Consider the following 20,738-nt stretch of genomic DNA (forward strand, 5'->3'; position numbering starts at 1 on the left):
CAAACCCGCGGGCACCCTCGACGCACCGCCGGCACCCACACCCACGCCGGCACCGGCACCGGCACCTATCGTCACCGCCTCGGCCGTGGACGCGTCGACCGCCGGCGCATCGGCCGATGCCGCAACGACCACCGACGCACCGGCCGTACCCGTGCACGCGCCGATCACCCCGCCGCCGGCCGAGCCGACGACGGCGGACACCAGCGTTCCCGTACCCGACGGTCCGCGCGCCGAGCCCGAGCCGCACGGCGCGATGGCTGCCGCACCCGAGCGGCTCAGCCCTGCGCCGGAGCGCACTCCGAACGATGTCGCCGCCTCCGGCACCACCGAGACCCGGCAGGACGACGCGGCACCGGAGAGCACTGCCGACGAGACGACGCGCGAGACCATCGCCGACGGCACAGCCCAGGGACCAGCGGCGGCCGACGGCACCGGCCACTCCGCGCCCGCACCGTCCACCCCGGAGCCGGTCGACACGGCCGCTGATACGGACGCCACCGTTGCCGCACCCGCACGACAGGCGCAGGCCGACGACGCCGAACCGACGCCGACAAGCACCGAGCACGACGCCGACCACGCCGGCGGCGCCGAGCACACCAACAGCACCGAGCACGCCGACGCCAACGACGCGCAGGATCGGCGTACCCCCGAAGAAGCCGGAACCGACGACGGCGCCGAACCTGCGGCGGACGCCGAGCCGCAGCCTCCTGTCGACCCGGAGCAGGCCCTCGCCGCGGTCGGCTGGGAGCTGGATCCGCTGACGCTGCGCGAGCAGGCCCCCGACCCGGCCCAGTTGCGGGTCATCCGGGACGGGCTCACCGGCAAACTCGACACCACGCTCGACAACCGCAGCCGGGCCCGGCTGCTCAGCCTGCGCGCGGTGGCGTCCCGGGTCCTCGGTGACCTGGACGACGCGCTCGGTGACGCGCGGCTCGCCGTCACGTACGCGGAGGCCACCGGCGAGTTCCGGCGGACCGCGCTGGCCCGCGCGCGCCTCGCCGAGGCGCTGCGGTGGCGGGGTGAACACGCGGAGGCGGACCGGCTCTTCGCGGAGACGAACTCGCCGGAGCTGCCGGACCGGCTGCGTGCGCTGCTGCACGAGCACGCCGGGCGGTGCTGCTACGACCAGGGCCGGCTGACCGAGGCGTGCCTGCACTTCGAGCGGGCGCTGGACCTGCGCCACGGCGAGGACGCGCAGCTCAACGCCCGGGTCGAGGTCGCGCTGGACGCGGTCGCGGAGCGGGCCGCCGCCGACGGCTTCGGGCCCGCGCCGCGCCGGCCCGAGGAGGTGCTCGGCACGCCGCGTCCGCCGATGCCGACGTTCGACGAGGAGCAAGAGCTCTGGGGGTACGCGGACGCCGACGGCGAGATGGTCATCGCGCACCGGTACGCCGAGGCGCAGCCGTTCCACGAGGGAATGGCCTGGGTACGCCGGCCGGAGGCGTCCCGGTGGGCGCTCATCGACACGTCCGGCGCGGCGCTGATCGAGGCGAACAACGGCTACCGGGCGGTGGTGCCCTTCTCGGAAGGGCTGTCCTGGGTGTCGATGGACGGCAAGGGCCGGTGGATGGCCGTCGACCGGATGAACATCGTGAAGATCCCGCCCGGGTACGAGGAGGCCAGGCCGTTCCGCAGCGGCCTGGCGGCGGTACGGCAGAACGGCGGCTGGGGCGCGGTGGACCTGACCGGCGAGGTGGTGGTGCCGACCCGCTACCACCGTCTCGGCACGCCGCTCGCGGACGGTCGCGAGGTCGACGGGTTCACCGCCGACGGACTGGCGGTGGTCGAGCTGGCCGGTCGCCGGGGCGTGGTGGACCGGGCCGGCCGGGTGGTGGTGCCACCGGCGTACCCGACGGTGGTGGTGCATCCGGTGGCGTTCCTGGTCGCCACCGAGTCGGGCCGGTGGGGCGCGCTGGACCGGCGCGGCGAGCCGCTCATCGACCCGGTGCATCCGGGGCGCGCGGCGGTGGTCGCGGAGATCGACCGGCTGCTCGCCGACGCCAGCCCGGTGCTCTGACCCGCGCCCGGCACGCCACCTTGCGCGGCGGCGACCCGGCCCGTCAGCGTCTGGCCGCCCCGGCGACCCGGCTCGGCCGCTCACGCCGTCGGCGGAGGGCCCAGCAGTTCGATGCCGTTGCGGGCTGCGGCGTGCCCGAGCGCTGCCGGGTCGATCGGCGCCGGGTCGGGCAGCCGGCGGTGCGGAGCCGGTACGCCTGCTTCCGCGGCGAACCGCTCGAACCCGGCCGGGGTGGTGATCTGGAGCGCGCGCAACGGCTCGTCCGGGCCGACCACGAACGTGTGCGCCAGGCCCACCGGCAGCAGGACGAAGTCACCGGGACCGGCGGTGAGCGTCTCGCCGTCGCAGTGGAACCGGGCGGTGCCGGAGAGCAGGTAGAACATCTCGTCCTCGACCTGATGGCGGTGCAGGGGCGGGGCGAAGCCCGGCGGGTTCACGAACTCGGCGACGGTGAGGCGGTCCCGGGTGTGCCGGCCACCGGCCTTCAACGTGCACAGGTTGCCGAGGAACCAGTACGCCTCGCCGTCGTCGGGGCCGAGCAGGTAGGGGCGGACGGACATGGGTGGCCTCCGATTTCAGTGAACGCGGGAACATTCGATAGCCGGGAGTCTAGTGAATAGATTGTTAGTATCGCGAGGTCATGGCTGGAGTCAAGGACGGCAAGTCGACGCGCCCCTACCGCTCGGCGGTGCGCGAGGAGAGCGCCCGGCGTACCCGTCAGGCGGTCGTGCGGGCGGCGACCGACCTGTTCGTGACGCGCGGCTACGCGGCGACGTCACTGGCCGACGTGGCCGCCGAGGCGGGCGTCGCCCGGCCCACCGTGTTCGCCGCATTCGGCTCCAAGGCCGCCCTGCTGCGCCAGGTGCTCGACGAGGCGCTCGCCGGCGACGACGAGCCGGTGCCGGTGGCGCGCCGCCCCTGGTTCCAGCCGGTCTGGGAGGCGTCCGACCAGGGCGCGGTGCTCGACGCGTACGCCGGGGTCTGCACGCTGATCGGCCACCGCGCGGCCGGCGCCTTCGAGACGGTCCGCCGCGCGGCGGACGAGGCGCCCGAGGTGGCCGAACTGTGGGAGACGCTGCTGCGCAACCGCCGCGCGGGCGCCGCCATGGTGGTCGACCGGCTGCTCACCCTGGACGGCCCGCTCCGGCCGGACGCGGGCACCGACCGCGCGGTCGACGCGCTGTGGTTCTACAACGACCCGGCGCACTACGCGGCGCTGGTGCAGCGGTGCGGGTGGACGGAGGAGAGTTTCCGGCAGTGGCTCGCCGTCCGGATGCGCGACGCGCTGCTGGGGGCGTGAACGCCGGACGGCGTCCGCGACCGGGCGGGTCTAGGGTCGGGAGCATGGAATTCCGTCACCTGGGCCGCTCCGGCCTGATGGTCAGCGAGATCTCGTACGGCAACTGGATCACCCACGGCTCGCAGGTCGAGGAGGACGCGGCGGTCGCGTGCGTCCGCGCCGCGATCGACAGCGGCATCACCACCTTCGACACCGCCGACGTGTACGCGGGCACCCGCGCCGAGTCGGTGCTCGGCCGCGCGCTCAAGGGCGAGCGTCGCGAAGGGCTGGAGATCTTCACCAAGGTCTACTGGCCGACCGGCCCCGGTCGCAACGACAGGGGTCTGTCCCGCAAGCACATCATGGAGTCGATCGACGGCTCGCTGCGCCGCCTCCAGACCGACCACGTGGACCTGTACCAGGCCCACCGCTACGACTACAGCACTCCGCTGGAGGAGACGATGGAGGCCTTCGCCGACGTCGTACGCTCCGGCAAGGCGCACTACATCGGCGTCTCCGAGTGGAAGGCGTCCCAGCTGCGCGAAGCGCACGCGCTCGCCCGTGAGCTGCGCATCCCGCTGATCTCGAACCAGCCGCAGTACTCGATGCTGTGGCGGGTCATCGAGACCGAGGTGATCCCCACCAGCGAGGAGCTGGGCATCGGCCAGATCGTCTGGTCGCCGATGGCCCAGGGTGTGCTGTCCGGCAAGTACCTGCCGGGCCAGCCGCCGCCCGCGGGCTCCCGCGCCACCGACGAGAAGTCCGGCGCCGGGTTCATCGCCCGGTTCATGACCGACGACGTGCTCACCCGCGTGCAGCGGCTCAAGCCGCTGGCCGAGCAGGCCGGGCTGACCATGCCGCAGCTCGCCGTCGCCTGGGTGCTCCAGAACCCGAACGTCTCCTCGGCGATCGTCGGCGCGTCCCGGCCGGAGCAGGTGCACGACAACGTGAAGGCGGCGGGCGTGAAGCTCGACGCCGACCTGCTCAAGGCGATCGACGAGATCGTCGAGCCGGTCACCGAGCGGGATCCGGCGAAGACCGAGAGCCCGGCTCAGCGCCCGTGACGTCGCGTCGTTCCCGGGCCGGCTCGGAGCGGCCCGGGAACGACGGAGCCGGCTACTCCCAGAAGCGGATCAGTGCGTAGCCGATCTGGTACAGCTCGCGCGGCAGGCCGAGCGTGTCGCCGACGGCGAAGACCGCGCCGAAGAACACCCGGTTGATCTGCGGGCTCCACAGCAGCGCGAAGAGCAGGATGAAGCCGTACGGGGCGAACAGGTCGTACATCCGCCGGTAGGCGGGGCTGAGCCAGGGCTGGAGCATGTTGCCGCCGTCCAGGCCGGGCACCGGCAGCAGGTTGAGCACGCTGGCGGTGAGCTGGAGGAACGCGAGCAGCCCGACGCCGGCCCAGAACTCCAGCGGCCCGCCCAGTTCCGGCCCCCATGCCACCGCCGCGACCAGCACCAGCGTGAACAGCACGTTGGTGGCCGGACCGGCCAGGCTGACCAGCGTGTGCCGCAGCCGGCCGGGGATCGCGTGCCGGTCCACCCAGACCGCGCCGCCGGGCAGGCCGATGCCGCCGAGCAGCACCACGACCACCGGCAGCACGATCGACAGCAGCGGGCTGGTGTACTTCAGCGGGTTGAGCGTGAGATAGCCGCGGTGCGCGATGTCTCGGTCACCGGACCGGTACGCGACCACGGCGTGCGCGTACTCGTGCAGGCACAGCGAGACCAGCCAGCCCGAGACGACGAAGAGGAACACGTCGAAGCCGACGTTGCCGTACCGGTTCCACGTCATCACCCCGGAGGCGACGAAGAGTGCCACCAGGGCCAGGAAGATCGGGCTGGGCCGGAACGCCGCCCGGGGCACGCCGAGGATCAGCGGCTCGCCCGGGCGGTCGTAGCCCGTCATTCGGCCGGGGGTTGCAGGCTCATCCGGTAGTCCACCCGGTCGTCCTCGACCAGCACGACTGTGGTGACGCCGGATGCCGCGAGCTCCCGCCAGGCCTGGCCGATCCACGACTCGGCGTCCGCCTGGCTCGGGAACGACTCGGCCGGCCCGTCGGCCGCGTCGCCGTTCGTGCCCTCGTACCGCCAGCTCCACGCCATGCCGCGTCTCCCCTCGCCGCCGTCGTCCCGTGGGACGCCAAACCTCCGCAAGCCTAGTCGGCCCCGCCGACGACGGCCCGCCACCACATGGATCATGCCCACCCCCACCGCCGGGCCGCACCCGCGATCTTGCGGTTAGCGCCCCGACAGAGCGGTCATTCCCGGCATCCCGGGGGCCACAAGTGCAAGATCAGCGCCGCGAGAGGGCGGGGCGAGGGCGGGGAGGGGCGAGCTGCCCGGAACGCGGGCGGGCGAACTAAGGTACGGGCATGTCCGTTGACGGGTGGCACACCCTCCTGGTGCTCGGCGGTATCCGCTCCGGCAAGTCCGAGTTCGCCGAGTCTGTGGTCGCCGACGCGCCCACGGTCCGGTACGTGGCCACCGCCCCGGCCGGGGATCCGGAGGACACCGAGTGGGCGACCCGCCTCGCGGCGCACCGCGCCCGCCGCCCGGGGAGCTGGAGCACCGAGGAGACCGCGGCGGATCCGGGCCGGCTGGTCGAGGTGATCGTCGCCGCCGGGCCGAACGAGACGCTTCTCGTGGACGACCTGGGCGGCTGGGTGACGGTGCTGCTCGACCCGGCCCACCAGCCGGCCGACGACACCGCGACGATCGCCGAGCTGGCAGCGGCGGTGCGCTCCAGCACGGCCCGGCTGGTGCTGGTGAGCCCCGAGGTGGGCCTGTCCCTGGTGCCCACCACGCCCCTGGGCCGGGCGTTCACCGACGCGCTCGGCGCGACCAACCGCGCGGTCGCCGACGCCTGCGACGCGGTCGCGCTCGTGGTGGCCGGTCAGACGGCGTGGCTGAAGCCGGCCACTTCGGCCCCCGCGCACGCCGTGCCGCCCGCGGCCACGTCGCCCGAGACCGAGCCCGGCCGCGCCGCCGCGCCCCATCACGCGGCGGCCCAGCCCGCAGCGCACCAGACCGCGCCGCGCCAGACCGCGCCGACCCAGGCCGTACCGGCCGACCTCGGCGCCGGGGACGTGACGCTGCCCGAGGTGCTCACCCCGGCCGCCGCCCCGGTGCCCACCCCGGCCACATCCGACGAGCCCGGTACGGGCGACTGGGCCGCCCCCACCATGGCGCTGCCGATGATCGCCACCGGCCTGGTCATCCAGCCGGGCATGGAACTGCCGATGCCCGACGACTACACCGGACCGCAGGCGGTCGACCGGCTCGCCACCCTCGACATCCCCGGTGCCGGTCTCGGCGTGCTGGAACAGGTGGTCGGCTTCGCGGCCGCCACCCAGGGCACCTCGACGCCGCGTCCGTGGGACTCGGTGCGCGTCCTGCTGATCCAGGGCGACCACGAGGGCGGCGCGTCGGCCGGCGCGACGCCCGGTGAGTCGGGTCGTCGCGCCCGGCAGGCGCGGGCCGGCCGGGGCCCGCTGGCCCGGCTCGCCGCCGAGAACCGGGCCGGCCTGCAGATCGTCGAGGCGCCCGTCGCGGCGCCGATGGAGGACGGCCCGGCCCTGTCCGCCGACGAGGTCGAGGCGGCGCTGGGCTACGGCTGGCGGCTCGCCGAGCAGGCCGCCGACGCGGGGGTGCAGCTGCTGGTGCTCGCCGCGTGCGGTGCGGGGGCCGAGGCCGCCGCCGCGGCGGTACTCGCGGCCACCGCTGGCGCGGAGCCGCCGATGGTGCTCGGCCGGGTGGTCACCGAGCAGGGCGAGATCGACGACACCGCCTGGATGGTCCGCTGCGCGGCGGTGCGGGACGCGCTGCACCGCACCCGGCGCTCCGCCCGGGAGGCCAAGGACGTCCTGGCCGAGCTGGGCGGTGGCGACATCGCGCTGGCCACCGGCGTACTGCTGGGCGCCACCGCCCGCAAGGTGCCGGTGCTGCTGGACGGGCCGGTCGGCACCGCCGCCGCCATGGTCAGCCGCGACCTGGCCGGGCAGGCCCGGCACTGGTGCCTGCTGCCCGACCACGGCGGCCGTCCGGGTGTACGGCTCGCCGCCGACGTGCTCGGTCTGACCCCGCTGGTGGACCTGCGGCTCGACCTGGGTGAGGGGGCGACCGCGCTGGCCGCGCTGCCGCTGCTGCGCTCCGCGTTGACGCTCGCCGCCACGCTGCCGGTGCACCCGTCGCTGGCCGGCCCCGACCACAGCGGCACCGACGACGACAGCGGCACCGACGACGACGCCGGCGACCGCACCGACACCGGCACCGGCACCGGCGAGCCCACCGGCGACGACGGCAGCGGCGACGGCCGGACCGGCGACGACGAACCGGACTTCGCCGAGCCGGAGCCGGCCGGGCCGGGACCGACCACGATCGGGTCGGACGAGCCGGTCTCCCCCGGCCGACGTGCCGACTGAGGCGCGGCTCGCCGACGGCATCCGGCTGGCGCTCACCACGTTCACCACCCTCCCGGTACGCGCCGGACGGGTCGACCGGGCCGCCGCGGGCATCGCGATGGCGCTCGCGCCGCTGGTCGGGGCGCTGCTCGGCGCCGTACTCGGCGGGGTGCTGCTGCTCACCGGCGCGCTCGCGCCACCGCTCGTCGCCGCGGTGGTCACAGTGGGGCTGGGCGCGCTGCTCACCCGGGGCCTGCACCTGGACGGGCTGGCCGACACCGTCGACGCGCTCGGCTCGTACCGGCGTGGTCCGGCCGCGCTGGAGATCATGAAGCAGCCGGACGTCGGCCCGTTCGGGGTGGTCGCGCTCGTGGTCGTACTCCTGCTCCAGAGCGCGGTGCTCGCGGAGCTGGCCGGCCGGGACGCGCTCGCCGCGTTCGCCGCCGTGGTCGCCGCGACCGCGGCCGGGCGGCTCGCCGTCGGCCTGGCCTGCCGGCGCGGCGTGCCGGCCGCGCGGCCGGAAGGGCTGGGCGCGCTCGTCGCCGGCACTGTCGGGTGGGGCGCGCCGGCGGTCGGCGCGGTCGCCGTCGCGCTGGCGGCAGTGCCCGCCGTCGCGGACCGTCCGTGGCAGGGACCGCTCGCCGTCCTCGCCGCGCTCGCCGTCGCGGCCGGGCTGCTGCGGCACCTGGTACGCCGCTTCGGCGGCATCACCGGCGACGTGCTCGGAGCGCTCGTGGAGATCGTCACCACGCTGTCCTACCTGGGACTGGTGCTGACCGGCTGAGCGTCACCGGTCCGGGCGGGTAGCGTTCGGGGCGAGTGCACCGGCGCGGTCGAGGGGGACGGCATGCTCATCACGGACGACTTCCTGCCGGTACCGGTGCCCGAGTCGCTCGACGCGACCTATCTGGTGCCGATCACCGGGCTGCCCAAGGTGAGCCCGAAGACAGCCGTGGAAGGGCTGGCCGGCCGGCTCTCCGAGCCGGTGCACGGGCTGGCCAAGCAGATGCTCGACAGTCCGCTGATGACCGTGGACACCCGCACCGTGGACGAGTTCCCCGAGCTGCCGCCGGACCTGCTCACCGCGTTCGGCGCCACCGAGGAGCAGCTGGCCCGGCTGGCCGCCGCCACCCACCTCGTGGTGGTGCAGGCCGAGTACCGGCCGGGCTGGCCGCCCGCGCACGAGTGGGCCGCCCGCGCCGTGGCCGCGGCGGTGGCCGAGACGGTCGGCGGGGACGTGGTGGACGTCTTCGGGCTCCAGTTCCTCGACCCGGCGGCGGCGCTGCGCTCGCTGCCCGACGAGCAGGGCCGGATCCGGCTCGTCGACTGGGTGCTGGTGCCCTACTCCTCGGACTCCGACGGGCTCTGGTTCACCACCAAGGGACTGCGCCGGTTCGGGCTGCTGGAGTTGCAGGCGCAGGGCGTACCGGACCACCTGACCCGGGCGTGGGGCGCGGTGATGACCGGCGCGGCCCGGCGGCTGCTGCGGGACTGGACCGACGGGCTGGCAGGCGAGGAGGTGCCGGCGTTCGTGCAGCTTCCGGTGCTGGCCACGGTGACCGGGCACGACATCGCCGTGGCGTACGGCAATCCGGAGCAGCACGGCGCGACCGCGCCGGTGCTGCTGCGGCTGGAGCTGGACCCGGCCACCGACCCGGACGCTGACTCGTTCCTGAGCCTCAACCCGCCGCCCGGGCATCCGGGTCCGCCCGGCCGCTACTTCGCCGCCGCCTGCGCGACGCTGTTCAACGGCATCCAGCCGGACGTGCGCTACACCCGAACCGGGGACGCGATGAGCCGCGCGGTGGAGACCGCCCGGGAGGCGCTGGGCGACATCCGGGCCCGGTTCCTGGCCGGGCGGCTGCCCGAGGAGAGCCAGCTCGTGGTCAAGTACGGCCTGCCCGGCGACGACGGCCCCGAGTACGTCTGGGCCGGGGTGACCTCGTGGGACACCCCGGAACGGATCGTCGGCGCCAGCGCCAGCGACGCCAACACCGACCCGAGCGTGCGGATCGGCTCGCCGGTGGTGGTGGAGGCGTCGGACGTGGTCGACTGGGCCGTGCTGGACGGCACCGGCGTGCTGGAGGGCGGCTGGACGCAGGCAGTCCTCGACGCCGGGGAGCGCGGCGAGGACTGACCCGCGCGGCTCAGCGCACCGAGGGCTTGACGAACGGCGGCCTGGTCAGGCGCATCCGGGCACGGCGGCCCCGGATGTCCACCTCCAGCTCGTCGCCGTCGGCCAGCTTCGGGTCGGTGTCGACCAGCGCCAGCGCGACGCCGTGCTTGAGCGTCGGGCTGAACGTGCCGCTGGTGACGGTGCCGACCTGCCGGTCGCCCGCGTACACGGCCATGCCGGGGCGCGGGATGGCCCGGTCGACGGCGGTGAGGCCGCGCAGCGTACGGGCCGGGCCGGCGGCCTTCTCGGCGCGCAGCGCGTCGCGGCCCCAGAACGCCGGCTTGTCCCAGCCGACCGCCCAGCCGGAGCGGCCCTGCACCGGGGTGATCTCCGGGGACAGGTCCTGCCCGTGCAGCGGGTAGCCCATCTCGGTGCGCAGCGTGTCCCGGGCGGCCAGGCCGCAGGCGCGTACGTCGTCTGCGGCGGCGAAGAGCGCGTCCCAGACGGCGACCGCGTGCTCGGACGCCACGACCAGCTCGTAGCCCAGCTCGCCGGTGTAGCCGGTGCGGCACACGGTCAGCTCCACCCCGTCGAGCGTGGCGGTGGAGAAGCTCATGTAGTCGTGCCCGGTGGGCAGGCCGAGCACGCCCAGCAGCTCCGCCGAGCGCGGTCCCTGCACGGCGAGCACCGCGTACGCCTCGTGCTCGTCGGTGACTGTGACGCCCTCGGGCGCGGCGGCGCGCAGCCGGCGGGCCACCTCGGCGGCGTTGGCCGCGTTGGGCACCAGGAAGACGTGGTCGTCGGCGTGCAGGTAGGCGATGATGTCGTCCACCACGCCGCCGGTGGCGTCGTCGCAGCAGAGCGTGTACTGCGCCTGGCCGGGGGTGATCCGGCCGAGGTCGTTGGTGAGGCAGGCGTTGACGAAGTCCGCCGCGCCCGGCCCGGTGACCCGGATCTTGCCCAGGTGCGAGACGTCGAACACGCCGACGCCCTCGCGGACTGCCGTGTGCTCCTTGAGCACGCCGCCACCGGCGTACTCCAGCGGCATCTGCCAGCCCCCGAAGGGGGCGAACTTCGCGCCGAGCGCGGTGTGCCGCTCGTGCAGCGGGGATCGGCGCAGCCGGGTCTCGGCGGCGTCGGAGGTCACCTCGGTCATGGGTGGCAACTTACCGGCCCGGACCGCTGTGGTTAGCATCGGCGGGATCCCGTCGGCACGCATCGGCGGGACAGCCACGCCTCCCGGCGGGTAGGTTGCCGCCGGAGAGACCTTCATCGCCGGTACGCGACGACGCGGCCGGCCCGGCCCGCCCGGAGTAGCTTTCGTGACATCGCCCCGCACCACCCTCAGCCTGGTCGACACCGACCCCGCCGAACTCGCCGTCGACGCGATCGTGATCGGCGTGCACAGCCAGACCACCGAGCCGGGCAGCGGCGCACCCGCCCACGCCCTGCTGCTGGCCACCGGCGGGGAGAGCATCGCCGCCGCGTTCGACGGAAAGCTGACCGAGACGCTGGCCCTGCTCGGCGCGACCGGTGGCCCGGGCGAGGTGATCAAGCTGGCCACGCTGGGTACCGTGACCGCGCCGCTGGTCGTGGCGGTCGGCCTCGGCCCGGAGCCCTCGGGCGCCGCTCCGGCCCCGGAGTCGCTGCGCCGGGCCGCCGGTGCCGCGGTGCGGGCGCTGGCCGGTGCCCCGCGCGTCGCCCTGGCCCTGCCGCTGCCCGACGACGCCGACGCCCCGGCCGCGCTGCGCGCGGTCGCCGAGGGCGCGCTGCTGGGCGGCTACCGGTTCGCCGGCTACAAGACCAAGCCGCAGCCGGCCCGGCGCGAGCCGGTGGCCGAGGTGCTGGTGGCGGTGCCGGACGCGGCCGACGCGACCGCCCAGGCCGAGATCGCGCGGGCACAGGCGGTGGCCGGTGCGGTGCGGACCAGCCGGGACTGGATCAACACCGCCCCGAACGAGCTGCGTCCCCCGGCGTTCGCCGACGTCGTCTCCGCCGCCGCCCGCGAGGCGGGGCTGGAGGTCGAGGTGCTGGACGAGGCGGCGCTGGCGGCCGGCGGCTACGGCGGCATCCTCGCCGTCGGTCAGGGCTCCGAGGCCCCGCCGCGGCTGGTGAAGCTCACCTACACGCCCGCCGGCGGCAGCAACGGCAAGCGGGTCGCGCTCGTCGGCAAGGGCATCACGTTCGACACCGGCGGCATCTCGATCAAGCCGGCGCAGGGCATGTGGGAGATGAAGTCGGACATGGCCGGCGCGGCGGCGGTCGGCGCGGCCATGCTGGCGGTCGCGGCGCTCAAGCCGTCGGTCACCGTCACCGGCTACCTGCCGATGGCGGAGAACATGCCGTCGGGCACCAGCTACCGGCCGGGTGACGTGATCAGCATGTTCAACGGCAAGAAGGTGGAGGTGCTCAACACCGACGCCGAGGGCCGGATGGTGCTGGCCGACGCGATGGCGCGGGCCTGCGCGGACGGCGCGGACTACCTGTTCGAGACCTCCACGCTGACCGGCGGCCAGGTGATCGCGCTGGGCAAGCGGATCGCCGGTGTGATGGGCACCCCGGAGCTGTGCGAGCGGGTGCGGGTGGCCGGTGACGCGACCGGCGAGCCGGCCTGGCCGATGCCGCTGCCCGACGACGTGCGCAAGGGCATGGAGTCGGACGTCGCGGACATCTCGCAGGTCAACGCCGGGATGGACCGGGCCGGGCACATGCTCCAGGGCGGCGTGTTCCTGCGCGAGTTCGTGACCGACGACGTGGCGTGGGCGCACATCGACATCGCCGGTCCGGGCTACCACTCGGGCGAGGCGACCGGTTACTGGACCAAGGGCGGCACCGGCGTGCCGGTGCGCACGCTCGTGCACCTGGTCGAGGACGTCGCCACCAACGGCTGACGGGTAAGGAAGGGCCCCTTCTTAACGCCTCGCGTTGTAGAAGGGGCCCTTTTTGACACCCGCGCGCAGATAGCTCAGAACAGCTCGGGGCGGCGCTTGCGGCGCTCGTTGTAGTCGCGCATGCGCTGCGGATAGCCCATCAGCCGCACGTCGTAGATCGGGATGGCGATCCGGTGCGCCCAGCGACGGGCCTCGTCCGGCCCGCCGACACGCCGCCGGGTCCACTCGCCGTCGTCGGCGATCAGCATGATCGTGGTCTCGGTGACCGTCGTACGGGGCTCGATGTACGCCTCGACGCCCTTGCGGGTCCGGACGAAGTTCTCCAGATGGTCCAGATCGGCGCGGTCGGCGGCGCGGTCGCGGCTCGCCGGGGCCGCCCGCTTACGTCGTCGGAACAGCCCCACCGAATCCACTCCTCCCCCAGCGCCGTCATCGAAGACGGTGCCAAGGGTACGTGTCACCGACGTGTCGTTGGGCACCTCGGTACGCGCTCGGTCCGTGGTGGTGACAAGATGACCGAGGTGGGGTGTGCCTGTTACTCCGCCGTAACCCCCGATGCAGTGACGCGACCTGGGAGTTGGATGTGAGCGAGCCGAACGACACGACCTTCGACATCGTCATCCTCGGAGGTGGTAGCGGCGGCTACGCGGCGGCGCTGCGTGCCGCCCAGCTGGACCTCTCCGTCGCCCTCATCGAGAAGAGCAAGCTGGGCGGGACCTGCCTGCACAACGGGTGCATCCCGACCAAGGCGCTGCTGCACGCCGCCGAGATCGCCGACCAGACCCGCGAGTCCGAGCAGTTCGGCGTGAAGGCCGAGCTGGTCGGCATCGACATGAAGGCCGTCAACTCGTACAAGGACGGCGTGATCTCCCGCCTGTACAAGGGCCTCCAGGGCCTGGTGGGCGGCAACAAGAAGATCACCTTCGTGGCGGGCGCCGGCAAGCTGGTCGGCAAGAACGTCGTCGAGGTCGACGGCAAGCGCTACACCGGCCGCAACATCGTGCTGGCCTCCGGCTCGTACGCCAAGAGCCTGCCCGGCCTGGACGTCGACGGCGAGCGGATCATCACCAGCGACCACGCGCTGACGCTGGACCGGATCCCGTCGTCGGCGATCGTGCTCGGCGGCGGCGTGATCGGCGTCGAGTTCGCCAGCGTCTGGAAGTCCTTCGGCGTGGACGTGACCATCGTCGAGGCGCTGCCCCGCCTGGTCGCCGCCGAGGACGAGGAGTCGTCGAAGGCGCTGGAGCGGGCGTTCCGCAAGCGGAAGATCAACTTCAAGGTCGGCAAGCCGTTCGAGAAGGTCGAGAAGACCGACAAGGGCGTGAAGCTGACCATTCAGGGCGGCGACACGGTCGAGGCCGAGCTGCTGCTGGTCGCTGTGGGCCGCGGCCCGAACACCGCCGGCCTCGGCTACGAGGAGCAGGGCGTCAAGATGGACCGCGGCTACGTGCTGACCGACGAGCGGCTGCGCACCAGCGTGCCGAACGTCTACGCGGTCGGCGACATCGTGCCCGGCCTGCAGCTCGCGCACCGCGGCTTCCAGCAGGGCATCTTCGTCGCCGAGGAGATCGCCGGGAAGAACCCGGCCGTGATCGACGAGGCCGGCATCCCGCGCGTCACCTACTGCGACCCGGAGCTGGCGTCGGTCGGCCTGACCGAGGCGAAGGCCAAGGAGCAGTACGGCGCCGACAAGATCAAGACCTACAACTACAACCTGGGCGGCAACGGCAAGAGCCAGATCCTCAAGACCGCCGGCCACGTGAAGCTGGTCCGGGTGGACGACGGCCCGGTGGTCGGCGTGCACATGGTCGGCGCCCGGGTCGGTGAGCTGATCGGCGAGGCGCAGCTCATCTACAACTGGGAGGCGTACCCGGCCGAGGTGGCGCAGCTCGTGCACGCCCACCCGACGCAGAACGAGGCTCTGGGCGAGGCGCACCTGGCCCTGGCCGGCAAGCCGCTGCACGCGCACGCCTGACACGACAACCGCGGCGTCCGGCGACGGGCGATGATCCCACCAGGGGAATGAAGGAGTCTGGAGAACATGCCGGTATCGGTCACCATGCCCCGGCTCGGCGAGAGCGTCACCGAGGGCACCGTCACGCGCTGGCTCAAGCAGGAGGGTGACACCGTCGAGGTCGACGAGCCCCTGCTCGAGGTGTCGACCGACAAGGTCGACACCGAGATCCCGTCCCCCGCGGCGGGCGTGCTGAGCCGGATCGTGGTCGGCGAGGACGAGACCGCCGAGGTCGGCAGCGAGCTGGCGGTCATCGCCGGCGAGGGCGAGGACGCGGGCGCGGCTCCCACGGAGAAGGCCGAGCCGGCCACCGAGCCGACGGCCGCCGCCGAGGGCACCGGCCCCGAGCCGGAGCAGGCCCAGGAGGCCGAGGAGGCCGCCGCCGAGCCGGGCGCCGAGGCCGAGCAGCCGGCCGTCGAGGAGCCGGCCGAGCCCGCCGCGCCGTCGGGCGAGGGCACGCCGGTGACCATGCCGGCCCTGGGCGAGAGCGTCACCGAGGGTACTGTCACCCGCTGGCTCAAGCAGGTCGGCGAGACCGTCGAGGTGGACGAGCCGCTGCTGGAGGTCTCCACCGACAAGGTCGACACCGAGATCCCGTCGCCGGTCGCCGGCACGCTGCAGGAGATCAAGGTCGCCGAGGACGAGACCGCCGACGTCGGCGCCGTGCTGGCGATCGTCGGGGTTGCCGGCGCCGCGCCCGCGAAGGCGGAGCCGAAGCCCGAGCCCAAGCCGGAGCCCAAGGCCGAGGCGAAGCCCGAACCGAAGCCGGAGCCGAAGGTCGAGGAGCCCACGCCGGGCGCGTCCTACAACGAGCCGGCCGCCGAGGCGGAGCAGGCCGCGCAGCCGGCCAAGGCCGAGCAGGCGGCCCAGCCGGCCGAGCAGGCGGCCCAGCCGGCCGCGCCGGCCGCCGCGCAGCGCCCGAGCGTTCCGTCCGAGTACGGCGAGGACGCCGCCGGGTACGTGACGCCGCTGGTGCGCAAGCTCGCCGCCGAGCACGGCGTGGACCTGGGCTCGATCAAGGGCACCGGCGTGGGTGGCCGCATCCGCAAGCAGGACGTGCTGGAGGCGGCCGAGAAGGCGAAGGCCGCCAAGCCCGCGCCGGCCGCCGCCGCTGCCCCGTCCGCACCCGCCCCGGCCAAGCCGGCCGCCAAGCCGGAGCCGAGCGCCAAGCGGGGCACCACGGAGAAGCTGCCGCGGATCCGTTCAATCATCGCCAAGCGTCTCCAGCAGTCGCTGCACGAGACGGCGCAGCTGACCACCGTCGTCGAGGTCGACGTCACCAAGGTCGCCAAGCTGCGGGCGCGGGCCAAGGACTCGTTCCAGGCCAAGCACGGCGTGAAGCTGTCCTTCCTGCCGTTCTTCGCGGTGGCCGCGATCGAGGCGCTCCAGACGTACCCGATCATCCAGGCCAGCATGGACCTGGACGGCGGGACGATCACCTACCCGGGCGCCGAGCACCTGGGCATCGCGGTGGACACCGAGCGCGGGCTGCTCACGCCGGTCATCCACAACGCCGGTGACCTGAACATGGGTGGCCTGGCCAAGCGGATCGCCGACCTGGCCGAGCGCACCCGGGCCAACAAGATCACCCCGGACGAGATGGCCGGGGCGACGTTCACGCTCACCAACACCGGCAGCCGGGGCGCGCTGTTCGACACCCCGATCGTGCCGTCGCCGCAGTCGGCGATGCTCGGCACGGGTGCCGTGGTGAAGCGCCCGGTCGTGGTGAACGACGCGGAGCTGGGCGAGGTCGTGGCGATCCGCTCGATGGTCTACCTGGCTCTGTCGTACGACCACCGGCTGATCGACGGCGCCGACGCGGCCCGCTTCCTCACCGCGGTGAAGGAGCGGCTGGAGGGCGGCAACTTCGAGGCCGAGCTGGGTCTGTAGATCCGAGACGGCGAGGGGGCGCGCGGCGACATGCCGCGCGCCCCCTTCCTCGTTTCCGCGGGTCAGCCGCGCAGGTGCGCCTCGGAGACGGTCCAGAGCTGCTCGGCGGCCTCCGGGTCCCGGGCGTACTCGGCCCAGCCGGTGCGGGTGCCCGGCTGGTTCGGCCCGGCCTCCTGGCAGTCCTCGAAGTACCGGCCGCCGACGCCGTCGAGCAGCGGCGAGGTGGCAACCAGCACCGAGGTCGCCGCGCCCTGCTCCGGGGTCTTGAAGGCGGCCGCGTTGCCGCTGCGCATCCGCGCCAGCTCCTCCTCGCTGATGTAGCGCTGGAGGTTGGTCCGGATCGCGCCCGGCATCAGCGCGTTGGTGTAGATACCGTCGTCGGCCCAGCGGCGGGTCGCCTCCACCGCGAACAGCACGTTCGCGGTCTTGGACTGCCCGTACGCCAGCCACGGGTCGTACGGCCGCTGCCGGAAGTGGATGTCGGAGAACACCACCGGCGAGCGCAGGTGCGCCGCCGAGCTGACCGAGACGATCCGCGCGCCGTCGGCCGCGGCGAGCGCCGGGCGCAGCCCGGTGGCGAGCGCGAAGTGCCCGAGGTGGTTGGTCGCGAACTGCATCTCCCAGCCTTGCTCGGTGCGCATCTCGGGCGAGGCCATGATCCCGGCGTTGTCGACGAGCATGTGCAGTGGCCCGTCCCAGGTGCGGACGAACGCGGCCACCGAGGCGAGGTCGGCGAGGTCGAGCGGGGCGACCAGGATCCGGTCGTTGCCGGTGGTGCCGATGATGTCGTCGGCGGCGCGCTGTCCGGCCTCGGTGTTGCGGACGGCGAGTGTGACGTCGGCTCCGGCGGCGGCGAGCGCGCGGGCGGTCTCCACGCCGATCCCGGAGGCGCCGCCGGTGACGACGGCCCGCCGGTCGGTCAGGTCCAGGTCGCGGACCACCTCCAAGGCTGTTGTCTCGGCGGAGAACGGGGTGGTGACTGGTGTCGAGCTGGTCATGGTCCATCCTTGTCGACGGCGACGCGGACCGATGTCCGCCCGCTACGATGAGAAGCGGAGGATCCTCCGTTACTCCGCCAGCATAATCGGAGGGGGCTCCGGTTACCATCGTGCCGGGCCGGCGACCCGGTCGAGGGAGGAGTGCCCGTGCCCGACCGACAGCTGCGCGCGGACGCGCTGCGCAACCGGCAGCGGCTGCTGGACGCCGCGGTCCAGGCGTTTTCCCAGGACGGCCCGGAGGTAACGCTGGACCGGGTCGCCAAGGACGCCGGCGTCGGCATCGGCACGCTCTACCGCCACTTCCCGAGCCGGGAGGCACTGATCGAGGCGGCGTACCGCAACGAGCTGGAGAAGCTCTGCGACGCTGCCCCGGCGCTGCTCGCGGCCCAGCCCGCCGACGCGGCGCTACGCGCCTGGATGGACCGGTTCGTCGACTACCTCGCCACCAAGCGGGGCATGGCCGACGCGCTGCGGCTGGTGATCGCCTCCGGCGCCAACCCGTACGCGCAGAGCCGCGACCTGCTGCTCGCCGCGCTCGGGGCGCTGCTCGCGGCGGGCGCCGCAGCGGGCGTCGTACGCGCCGATGTGGCCGCCGCCGACGTGCTCGCCAGCCTCAGCGGGGTCTCCCTGGTGGCGGGCGAGCCGGACCAGCGTGCCCAGGCCGGACGCCTGCTCGACCTGCTGATGGACGGGTTGCGCTACCGGCCGGGCTGACCGGAATCGGCCCGCGGCCCGGACCGGCGCTGACAGACTCGGCCGGTGGGCTCGTACGGGTGGCGGGGACGCCTGGGGCCGGCCGTGCCGGTGGCCCCGGGCGCCCGGGTCGACCGGTTCGAGATCTTCTTCGACCTGGTCTTCGTCTTCTCGTTCTTCATCATCACCCGGGCCACCGCGCTCGAGGTGACCGGCGGGGCGCTGCTGCACGCGCTGCTGGTCCTCGCCGTGCTCTGGTGGTCGTGGGTGGTGCACAGCGTCGTCGCCACCCGGGTACGCCTCGGCGAGGGCTTCGTCCCGGTGCTCATGACAGTCGGCATGGCCGCGCTGTTCACGTTCGCGCTGTCGCTGCCGCACGCGTTCCGCGACCCGCGCGGCAACGAAGCCGGGCCGATGGTCGCGGCGCTCAGCTACACCGTCCTGCGGCTGGTGCACCTGCTGCTCTACCGGCACGCTGTCCGGGACAGCCCGAACGAGCGCCGGCAACTGATCCGGTTCGCCCCCGAGGTGGTCGGCAGCACCGCGCTGCTGCTGGTCGCCGCGCTGCTGCCGCCGAGGATCGACGACCTGTTCTCGGCGGCGGTGCTGCGGGACGTGCTGTGGGCCGGCGTCATCCTGCTCCAGTACGGCACCGGCATCCTCGCCGGCACGTGGGGCTGGGGCGTCGCGTCCGCCGAACACTGGACCGAGCGATACGACCTCATCCTGATCATCGCGCTCGGCGAGTCGGTCATCTCCGTCGGCGTGGGCAGCAACCTGCTCGGCCAGCCGCCCACCTGGCCGGCCGTGGCGGCGGCGGTGCTCGGCATCTTCTTCACCGCCGCGCTCTGGTGGGCGCACTACGACATGGTCGGGCCGGCCGCCCGGATCGCCCTGCACGTCGCGCAGGACGGTCCCCGGGTGGCGATGGCCCGGGACGCGTACGCGTACCTGTTCCTGCCGATGATCGCGGGCATCATCCTGTTCGCGCTCGGCGCCGAGACGATCGTGCACGGGATCGCCGACCCGAACGTGCCGCCGAGCGAGCCGGCACACGGTCCGGGCGTGCCGCTGCTGTACGGCGGCGTGATCTGCTACCTGTGCGGCAACATGCTGTTCCAGCTGCGTACCCTGCGCACGGTGAGCTGGACCCGGGTCGGGACGGTGCTGCTGCTCGGCGTGGCCATCCCGGTCGCGGAGCGGGTGCCGGGGCTGGCCGCGCTGGGCATCCTGACCGCCCTCACAGTGGGCATGGTGGCCGTCGAGGTGATCGTCTTCGCCGAGGGCCGGCAGGCGCTGCGCAAGCTGGTCTTCGAGGAGCGCGCCAGCCACGAGGCGCACGAGGCGGCCTGGCGGGCCCGGTGGCACGAGCAACCCGAGGACCGCGACGCGGGATGAACCCCGCCGTGTGACGTTCGGCCGTCGGCAGAATCGGCGCGTGCGGGGTGGCCGGCGGGGCGGCGTGCGCCGATGCTGAGGCGATGGCGACCTTCTCCGTACAGGCGCAGCCCACCGACGCGGCGAGCTGGACCGAGCTGGCCCGTACCGTCGAGGCGGCCGGCTTCGACGCGCTGTTCGCGGCCGACCACCCCGGCTCCTGCGCGTCGCCGTTCGTCGCGCTGGCCGCCGCGGCGGCCGTGACCAGCAGGCTGGGCCTCGGCTCGTACGTCGCGAACGCCGGCGTCCGCGAGCCGATCCTGCTCGCCGCCGACGTGGCCACCCTGGACGTGGTCTCCGGCGGACGGGCCCGGTTCGGCGTCGGCGCCGGCCACACGCCGGCCGAGTGGCGGGCCGTCGGGCGCGAGCGACCGGACGTCGCCGGCCGGGTACGCCGCTGCGTCGAGGTGGCCGAGGCGGTCCGGGCGCTGCTGGCCGGCGACGAGGTCACCGTGGACACCGGGGACCTGACGACGTACGCGGCACGGCTCGACCGGCCCCGCCCGGTCCAGGACCGGATCCCGCTGACCGTCGGCGCTTCCAACTCGACGCTGCTGCGCTGGGCCGGAAGGCACGCCGACGTGGTCGGCCTGGCCGGCTTCGGCCGTACGCTGCCCGACGGCCACCAGCACACCGTCCGGTGGCGGGCCGACCAGATCGAGGCGCAGCTCGCGCACGTGGCGGCCGGAGCGGCCGGCCGGGAGACGCCGCCGGTCCTGGAGGCGCTGGTCCAGCACGTCGCCGTCACCGACGACGCGGAGGCGGCCGCCGCCGGGACGGCCGCCGAGACCGGGCTCACCCCGGCGGAGGTGCTGGCCACCCCGTTCGTGCTGGCCGGGACGCCCGACGAGATCGTCTCGGCCGTGGCCGGGCACCGGCGCCGCTGGGGCGTCACCCGCTTCGTGGTACGCGCCGGGGCCGTCGACGCGCTCGCCCCGCTCCTGCCCCGGCTGGCGGGAAAAGAGCTGGACTTCGAGCACACTCGAAAGTGAACACTG

Annotated in this window: 18 protein-coding genes; 12 read left to right on the forward strand and 6 right to left on the reverse strand. The window is 74.0% G+C overall.

Features of this window, described 5'->3' with window-relative positions; genetic code table 11:
- Positions 1-151 precede the first annotated feature (151 nt).
- Positions 152-2,017, forward strand: a complete 1,866-nt coding sequence (locus tag MICAU_RS22860) for a WG repeat-containing protein (protein WP_013287718.1) — start codon at positions 152-154, stop codon at positions 2,015-2,017.
- 80 nt (positions 2,018-2,097) lie between these two features.
- On the opposite strand, the gene MICAU_RS22865 is transcribed toward MICAU_RS22860, so the two are convergent.
- A complete protein-coding gene (locus tag MICAU_RS22865) occupies positions 2,098-2,577 on the reverse strand; it encodes a cupin domain-containing protein (RefSeq protein WP_013287719.1) in 480 nt (159 codons plus the stop codon).
- Positions 2,578-2,657: 80 nt separating this feature from the next.
- Between MICAU_RS22865 and MICAU_RS22870 the strand changes: the two genes are divergently transcribed.
- Together MICAU_RS22870 and MICAU_RS22875 are read left to right on the forward strand one after the other, a co-directional pair.
- On the forward strand, positions 2,658-3,317 hold the full coding sequence (locus tag MICAU_RS22870) for a TetR/AcrR family transcriptional regulator (protein WP_013287720.1): 660 nt from the start codon (positions 2,658-2,660) through the stop codon (positions 3,315-3,317).
- A 44-nt stretch (positions 3,318-3,361) separates the two neighbouring features.
- Positions 3,362-4,360, forward strand: a complete 999-nt coding sequence (locus MICAU_RS22875; protein ID WP_013287721.1) for an aldo/keto reductase family protein — start codon at positions 3,362-3,364, stop codon at positions 4,358-4,360.
- A gap of 52 nt (positions 4,361-4,412) precedes the next feature.
- On the opposite strand, the gene MICAU_RS22880 is transcribed toward MICAU_RS22875, so the two are convergent.
- The gene (locus MICAU_RS22880; RefSeq protein ID WP_013287722.1) at positions 4,413-5,207 is read right to left on the reverse strand and encodes a site-2 protease family protein; all 795 of its coding nucleotides are present in this window, start codon (positions 5,205-5,207) and stop codon (positions 4,413-4,415) included.
- Entirely contained in the window at positions 5,204-5,404 is a 201-nt protein-coding gene (locus tag MICAU_RS22885) for a hypothetical protein (protein WP_013287723.1), read from the reverse strand. Before MICAU_RS22885 ends, MICAU_RS22880 begins: the two co-directional genes overlap by 4 nt.
- 269 nt (positions 5,405-5,673) lie before the next feature.
- Between MICAU_RS22885 and MICAU_RS22890 the strand changes: the two genes are divergently transcribed.
- From MICAU_RS22890 to MICAU_RS22900, 3 genes are all read left to right on the forward strand, one after another.
- On the forward strand, positions 5,674-7,722 hold the full coding sequence (locus MICAU_RS22890; protein ID WP_013287724.1) for a bifunctional adenosylcobinamide kinase/adenosylcobinamide-phosphate guanylyltransferase: 2,049 nt from the start codon (positions 5,674-5,676) through the stop codon (positions 7,720-7,722).
- Positions 7,712-8,485, forward strand: a complete 774-nt coding sequence (gene cobS, locus MICAU_RS22895) for an adenosylcobinamide-GDP ribazoletransferase (protein WP_013287725.1) — start codon at positions 7,712-7,714, stop codon at positions 8,483-8,485. The genes MICAU_RS22890 and cobS overlap by 11 nt, the downstream gene beginning before the upstream one ends.
- A 63-nt stretch (positions 8,486-8,548) precedes the next feature.
- The gene (locus MICAU_RS22900; RefSeq protein WP_013287726.1) at positions 8,549-9,838 is read left to right on the forward strand and encodes a DUF2314 domain-containing protein; all 1,290 of its coding nucleotides are present in this window, start codon (positions 8,549-8,551) and stop codon (positions 9,836-9,838) included.
- A gap of 10 nt (positions 9,839-9,848) precedes the next feature.
- On the opposite strand, the gene gcvT is transcribed toward MICAU_RS22900, so the two are convergent.
- A complete protein-coding gene (gene gcvT / locus MICAU_RS22905; RefSeq protein ID WP_041799083.1) occupies positions 9,849-10,973 on the reverse strand; it encodes a glycine cleavage system aminomethyltransferase GcvT in 1,125 nt (374 codons plus the stop codon).
- A gap of 166 nt (positions 10,974-11,139) precedes the next feature.
- Between gcvT and MICAU_RS22910 the strand changes: the two genes are divergently transcribed.
- On the forward strand, positions 11,140-12,708 hold the full coding sequence (locus MICAU_RS22910; RefSeq protein ID WP_013287728.1) for a leucyl aminopeptidase: 1,569 nt from the start codon (positions 11,140-11,142) through the stop codon (positions 12,706-12,708).
- 74 nt (positions 12,709-12,782) lie between these two features.
- On the opposite strand, the gene MICAU_RS22915 is transcribed toward MICAU_RS22910, so the two are convergent.
- Complete coding sequence (locus tag MICAU_RS22915; protein ID WP_013287729.1) at positions 12,783-13,112, reverse strand: hypothetical protein; 330 nt, start codon at positions 13,110-13,112, stop codon at positions 12,783-12,785.
- A 179-nt stretch (positions 13,113-13,291) separates the two neighbouring features.
- Here MICAU_RS22915 and lpdA point away from each other — a divergent pair, with 179 nt between their 5' ends.
- A complete protein-coding gene (gene lpdA, locus MICAU_RS22920) occupies positions 13,292-14,683 on the forward strand; it encodes a dihydrolipoyl dehydrogenase (RefSeq protein WP_013287730.1) in 1,392 nt (463 codons plus the stop codon).
- Between the two features lie 66 nt (positions 14,684-14,749).
- Positions 14,750-16,612: a 2-oxoglutarate dehydrogenase, E2 component, dihydrolipoamide succinyltransferase gene (sucB, locus tag MICAU_RS22925; RefSeq protein WP_013287731.1), complete on the forward strand. Its 1,863-nt coding sequence runs from the start codon at positions 14,750-14,752 to the stop codon at positions 16,610-16,612.
- A 62-nt stretch (positions 16,613-16,674) separates the two neighbouring features.
- Here sucB and MICAU_RS22930 read toward each other — a convergent pair whose 3' ends face one another.
- Complete coding sequence (locus MICAU_RS22930; protein WP_013287732.1) at positions 16,675-17,610, reverse strand: SDR family NAD(P)-dependent oxidoreductase; 936 nt, start codon at positions 17,608-17,610, stop codon at positions 16,675-16,677.
- Between the two features lie 147 nt (positions 17,611-17,757).
- Here MICAU_RS22930 and MICAU_RS22935 point away from each other — a divergent pair, with 147 nt between their 5' ends.
- From MICAU_RS22935 to MICAU_RS22945, 3 genes are all read left to right on the forward strand, one after another.
- The gene (locus MICAU_RS22935) at positions 17,758-18,324 is read left to right on the forward strand and encodes a TetR/AcrR family transcriptional regulator (protein WP_013287733.1); all 567 of its coding nucleotides are present in this window, start codon (positions 17,758-17,760) and stop codon (positions 18,322-18,324) included.
- Positions 18,325-18,369: 45 nt separating this feature from the next.
- Positions 18,370-19,701 carry a low temperature requirement protein A gene (locus MICAU_RS22940; RefSeq protein ID WP_013287734.1) on the forward strand — a complete coding sequence of 444 codons (1,332 nt, stop codon included), beginning with the start codon at positions 18,370-18,372 and terminating at the stop codon, positions 19,699-19,701.
- Positions 19,702-19,784: 83 nt separating this feature from the next.
- A complete protein-coding gene (locus tag MICAU_RS22945; protein ID WP_013287735.1) occupies positions 19,785-20,732 on the forward strand; it encodes an LLM class flavin-dependent oxidoreductase in 948 nt (315 codons plus the stop codon).
- The last annotated feature ends 6 nt before the right edge of the window (positions 20,733-20,738 follow it).

The sequence above is a fragment of the Micromonospora aurantiaca ATCC 27029 genome (assembly GCF_000145235.1).
GTDB classification, from domain to species: Bacteria; Actinomycetota; Actinomycetes; order Mycobacteriales; family Micromonosporaceae; genus Micromonospora; species Micromonospora aurantiaca.

Coding starts and splice junctions, on each gene's coding strand:
- MICAU_RS22865 (WP_013287719.1), bottom strand. CDS start 2,577: ATGTCCGTCCGCCCCTACCTGCTCGGCCCCGACGACGGCGAGGCGTAC.
- MICAU_RS22870 (WP_013287720.1), top strand. CDS start 2,658: ATGGCTGGAGTCAAGGACGGCAAGTCGACGCGCCCCTACCGCTCGGCG.
- MICAU_RS22875 (WP_013287721.1), top strand. CDS start 3,362: ATGGAATTCCGTCACCTGGGCCGCTCCGGCCTGATGGTCAGCGAGATC.
- MICAU_RS22880 (WP_013287722.1), bottom strand. CDS start 5,207: ATGACGGGCTACGACCGCCCGGGCGAGCCGCTGATCCTCGGCGTGCCC.
- MICAU_RS22885 (WP_013287723.1), bottom strand. CDS start 5,404: ATGGCGTGGAGCTGGCGGTACGAGGGCACGAACGGCGACGCGGCCGAC.
- MICAU_RS22890 (WP_013287724.1), top strand. CDS start 5,674: ATGTCCGTTGACGGGTGGCACACCCTCCTGGTGCTCGGCGGTATCCGC.
- MICAU_RS22900 (WP_013287726.1), top strand. CDS start 8,549: ATGCTCATCACGGACGACTTCCTGCCGGTACCGGTGCCCGAGTCGCTC.
- gcvT (WP_041799083.1), bottom strand. CDS start 10,973: ATGACCGAGGTGACCTCCGACGCCGCCGAGACCCGGCTGCGCCGATCC.
- sucB (WP_013287731.1), top strand. CDS start 14,750: ATGCCGGTATCGGTCACCATGCCCCGGCTCGGCGAGAGCGTCACCGAG.
- MICAU_RS22930 (WP_013287732.1), bottom strand. CDS start 17,610: ATGACCAGCTCGACACCAGTCACCACCCCGTTCTCCGCCGAGACAACA.
- MICAU_RS22945 (WP_013287735.1), top strand. CDS start 19,785: ATGGCGACCTTCTCCGTACAGGCGCAGCCCACCGACGCGGCGAGCTGG.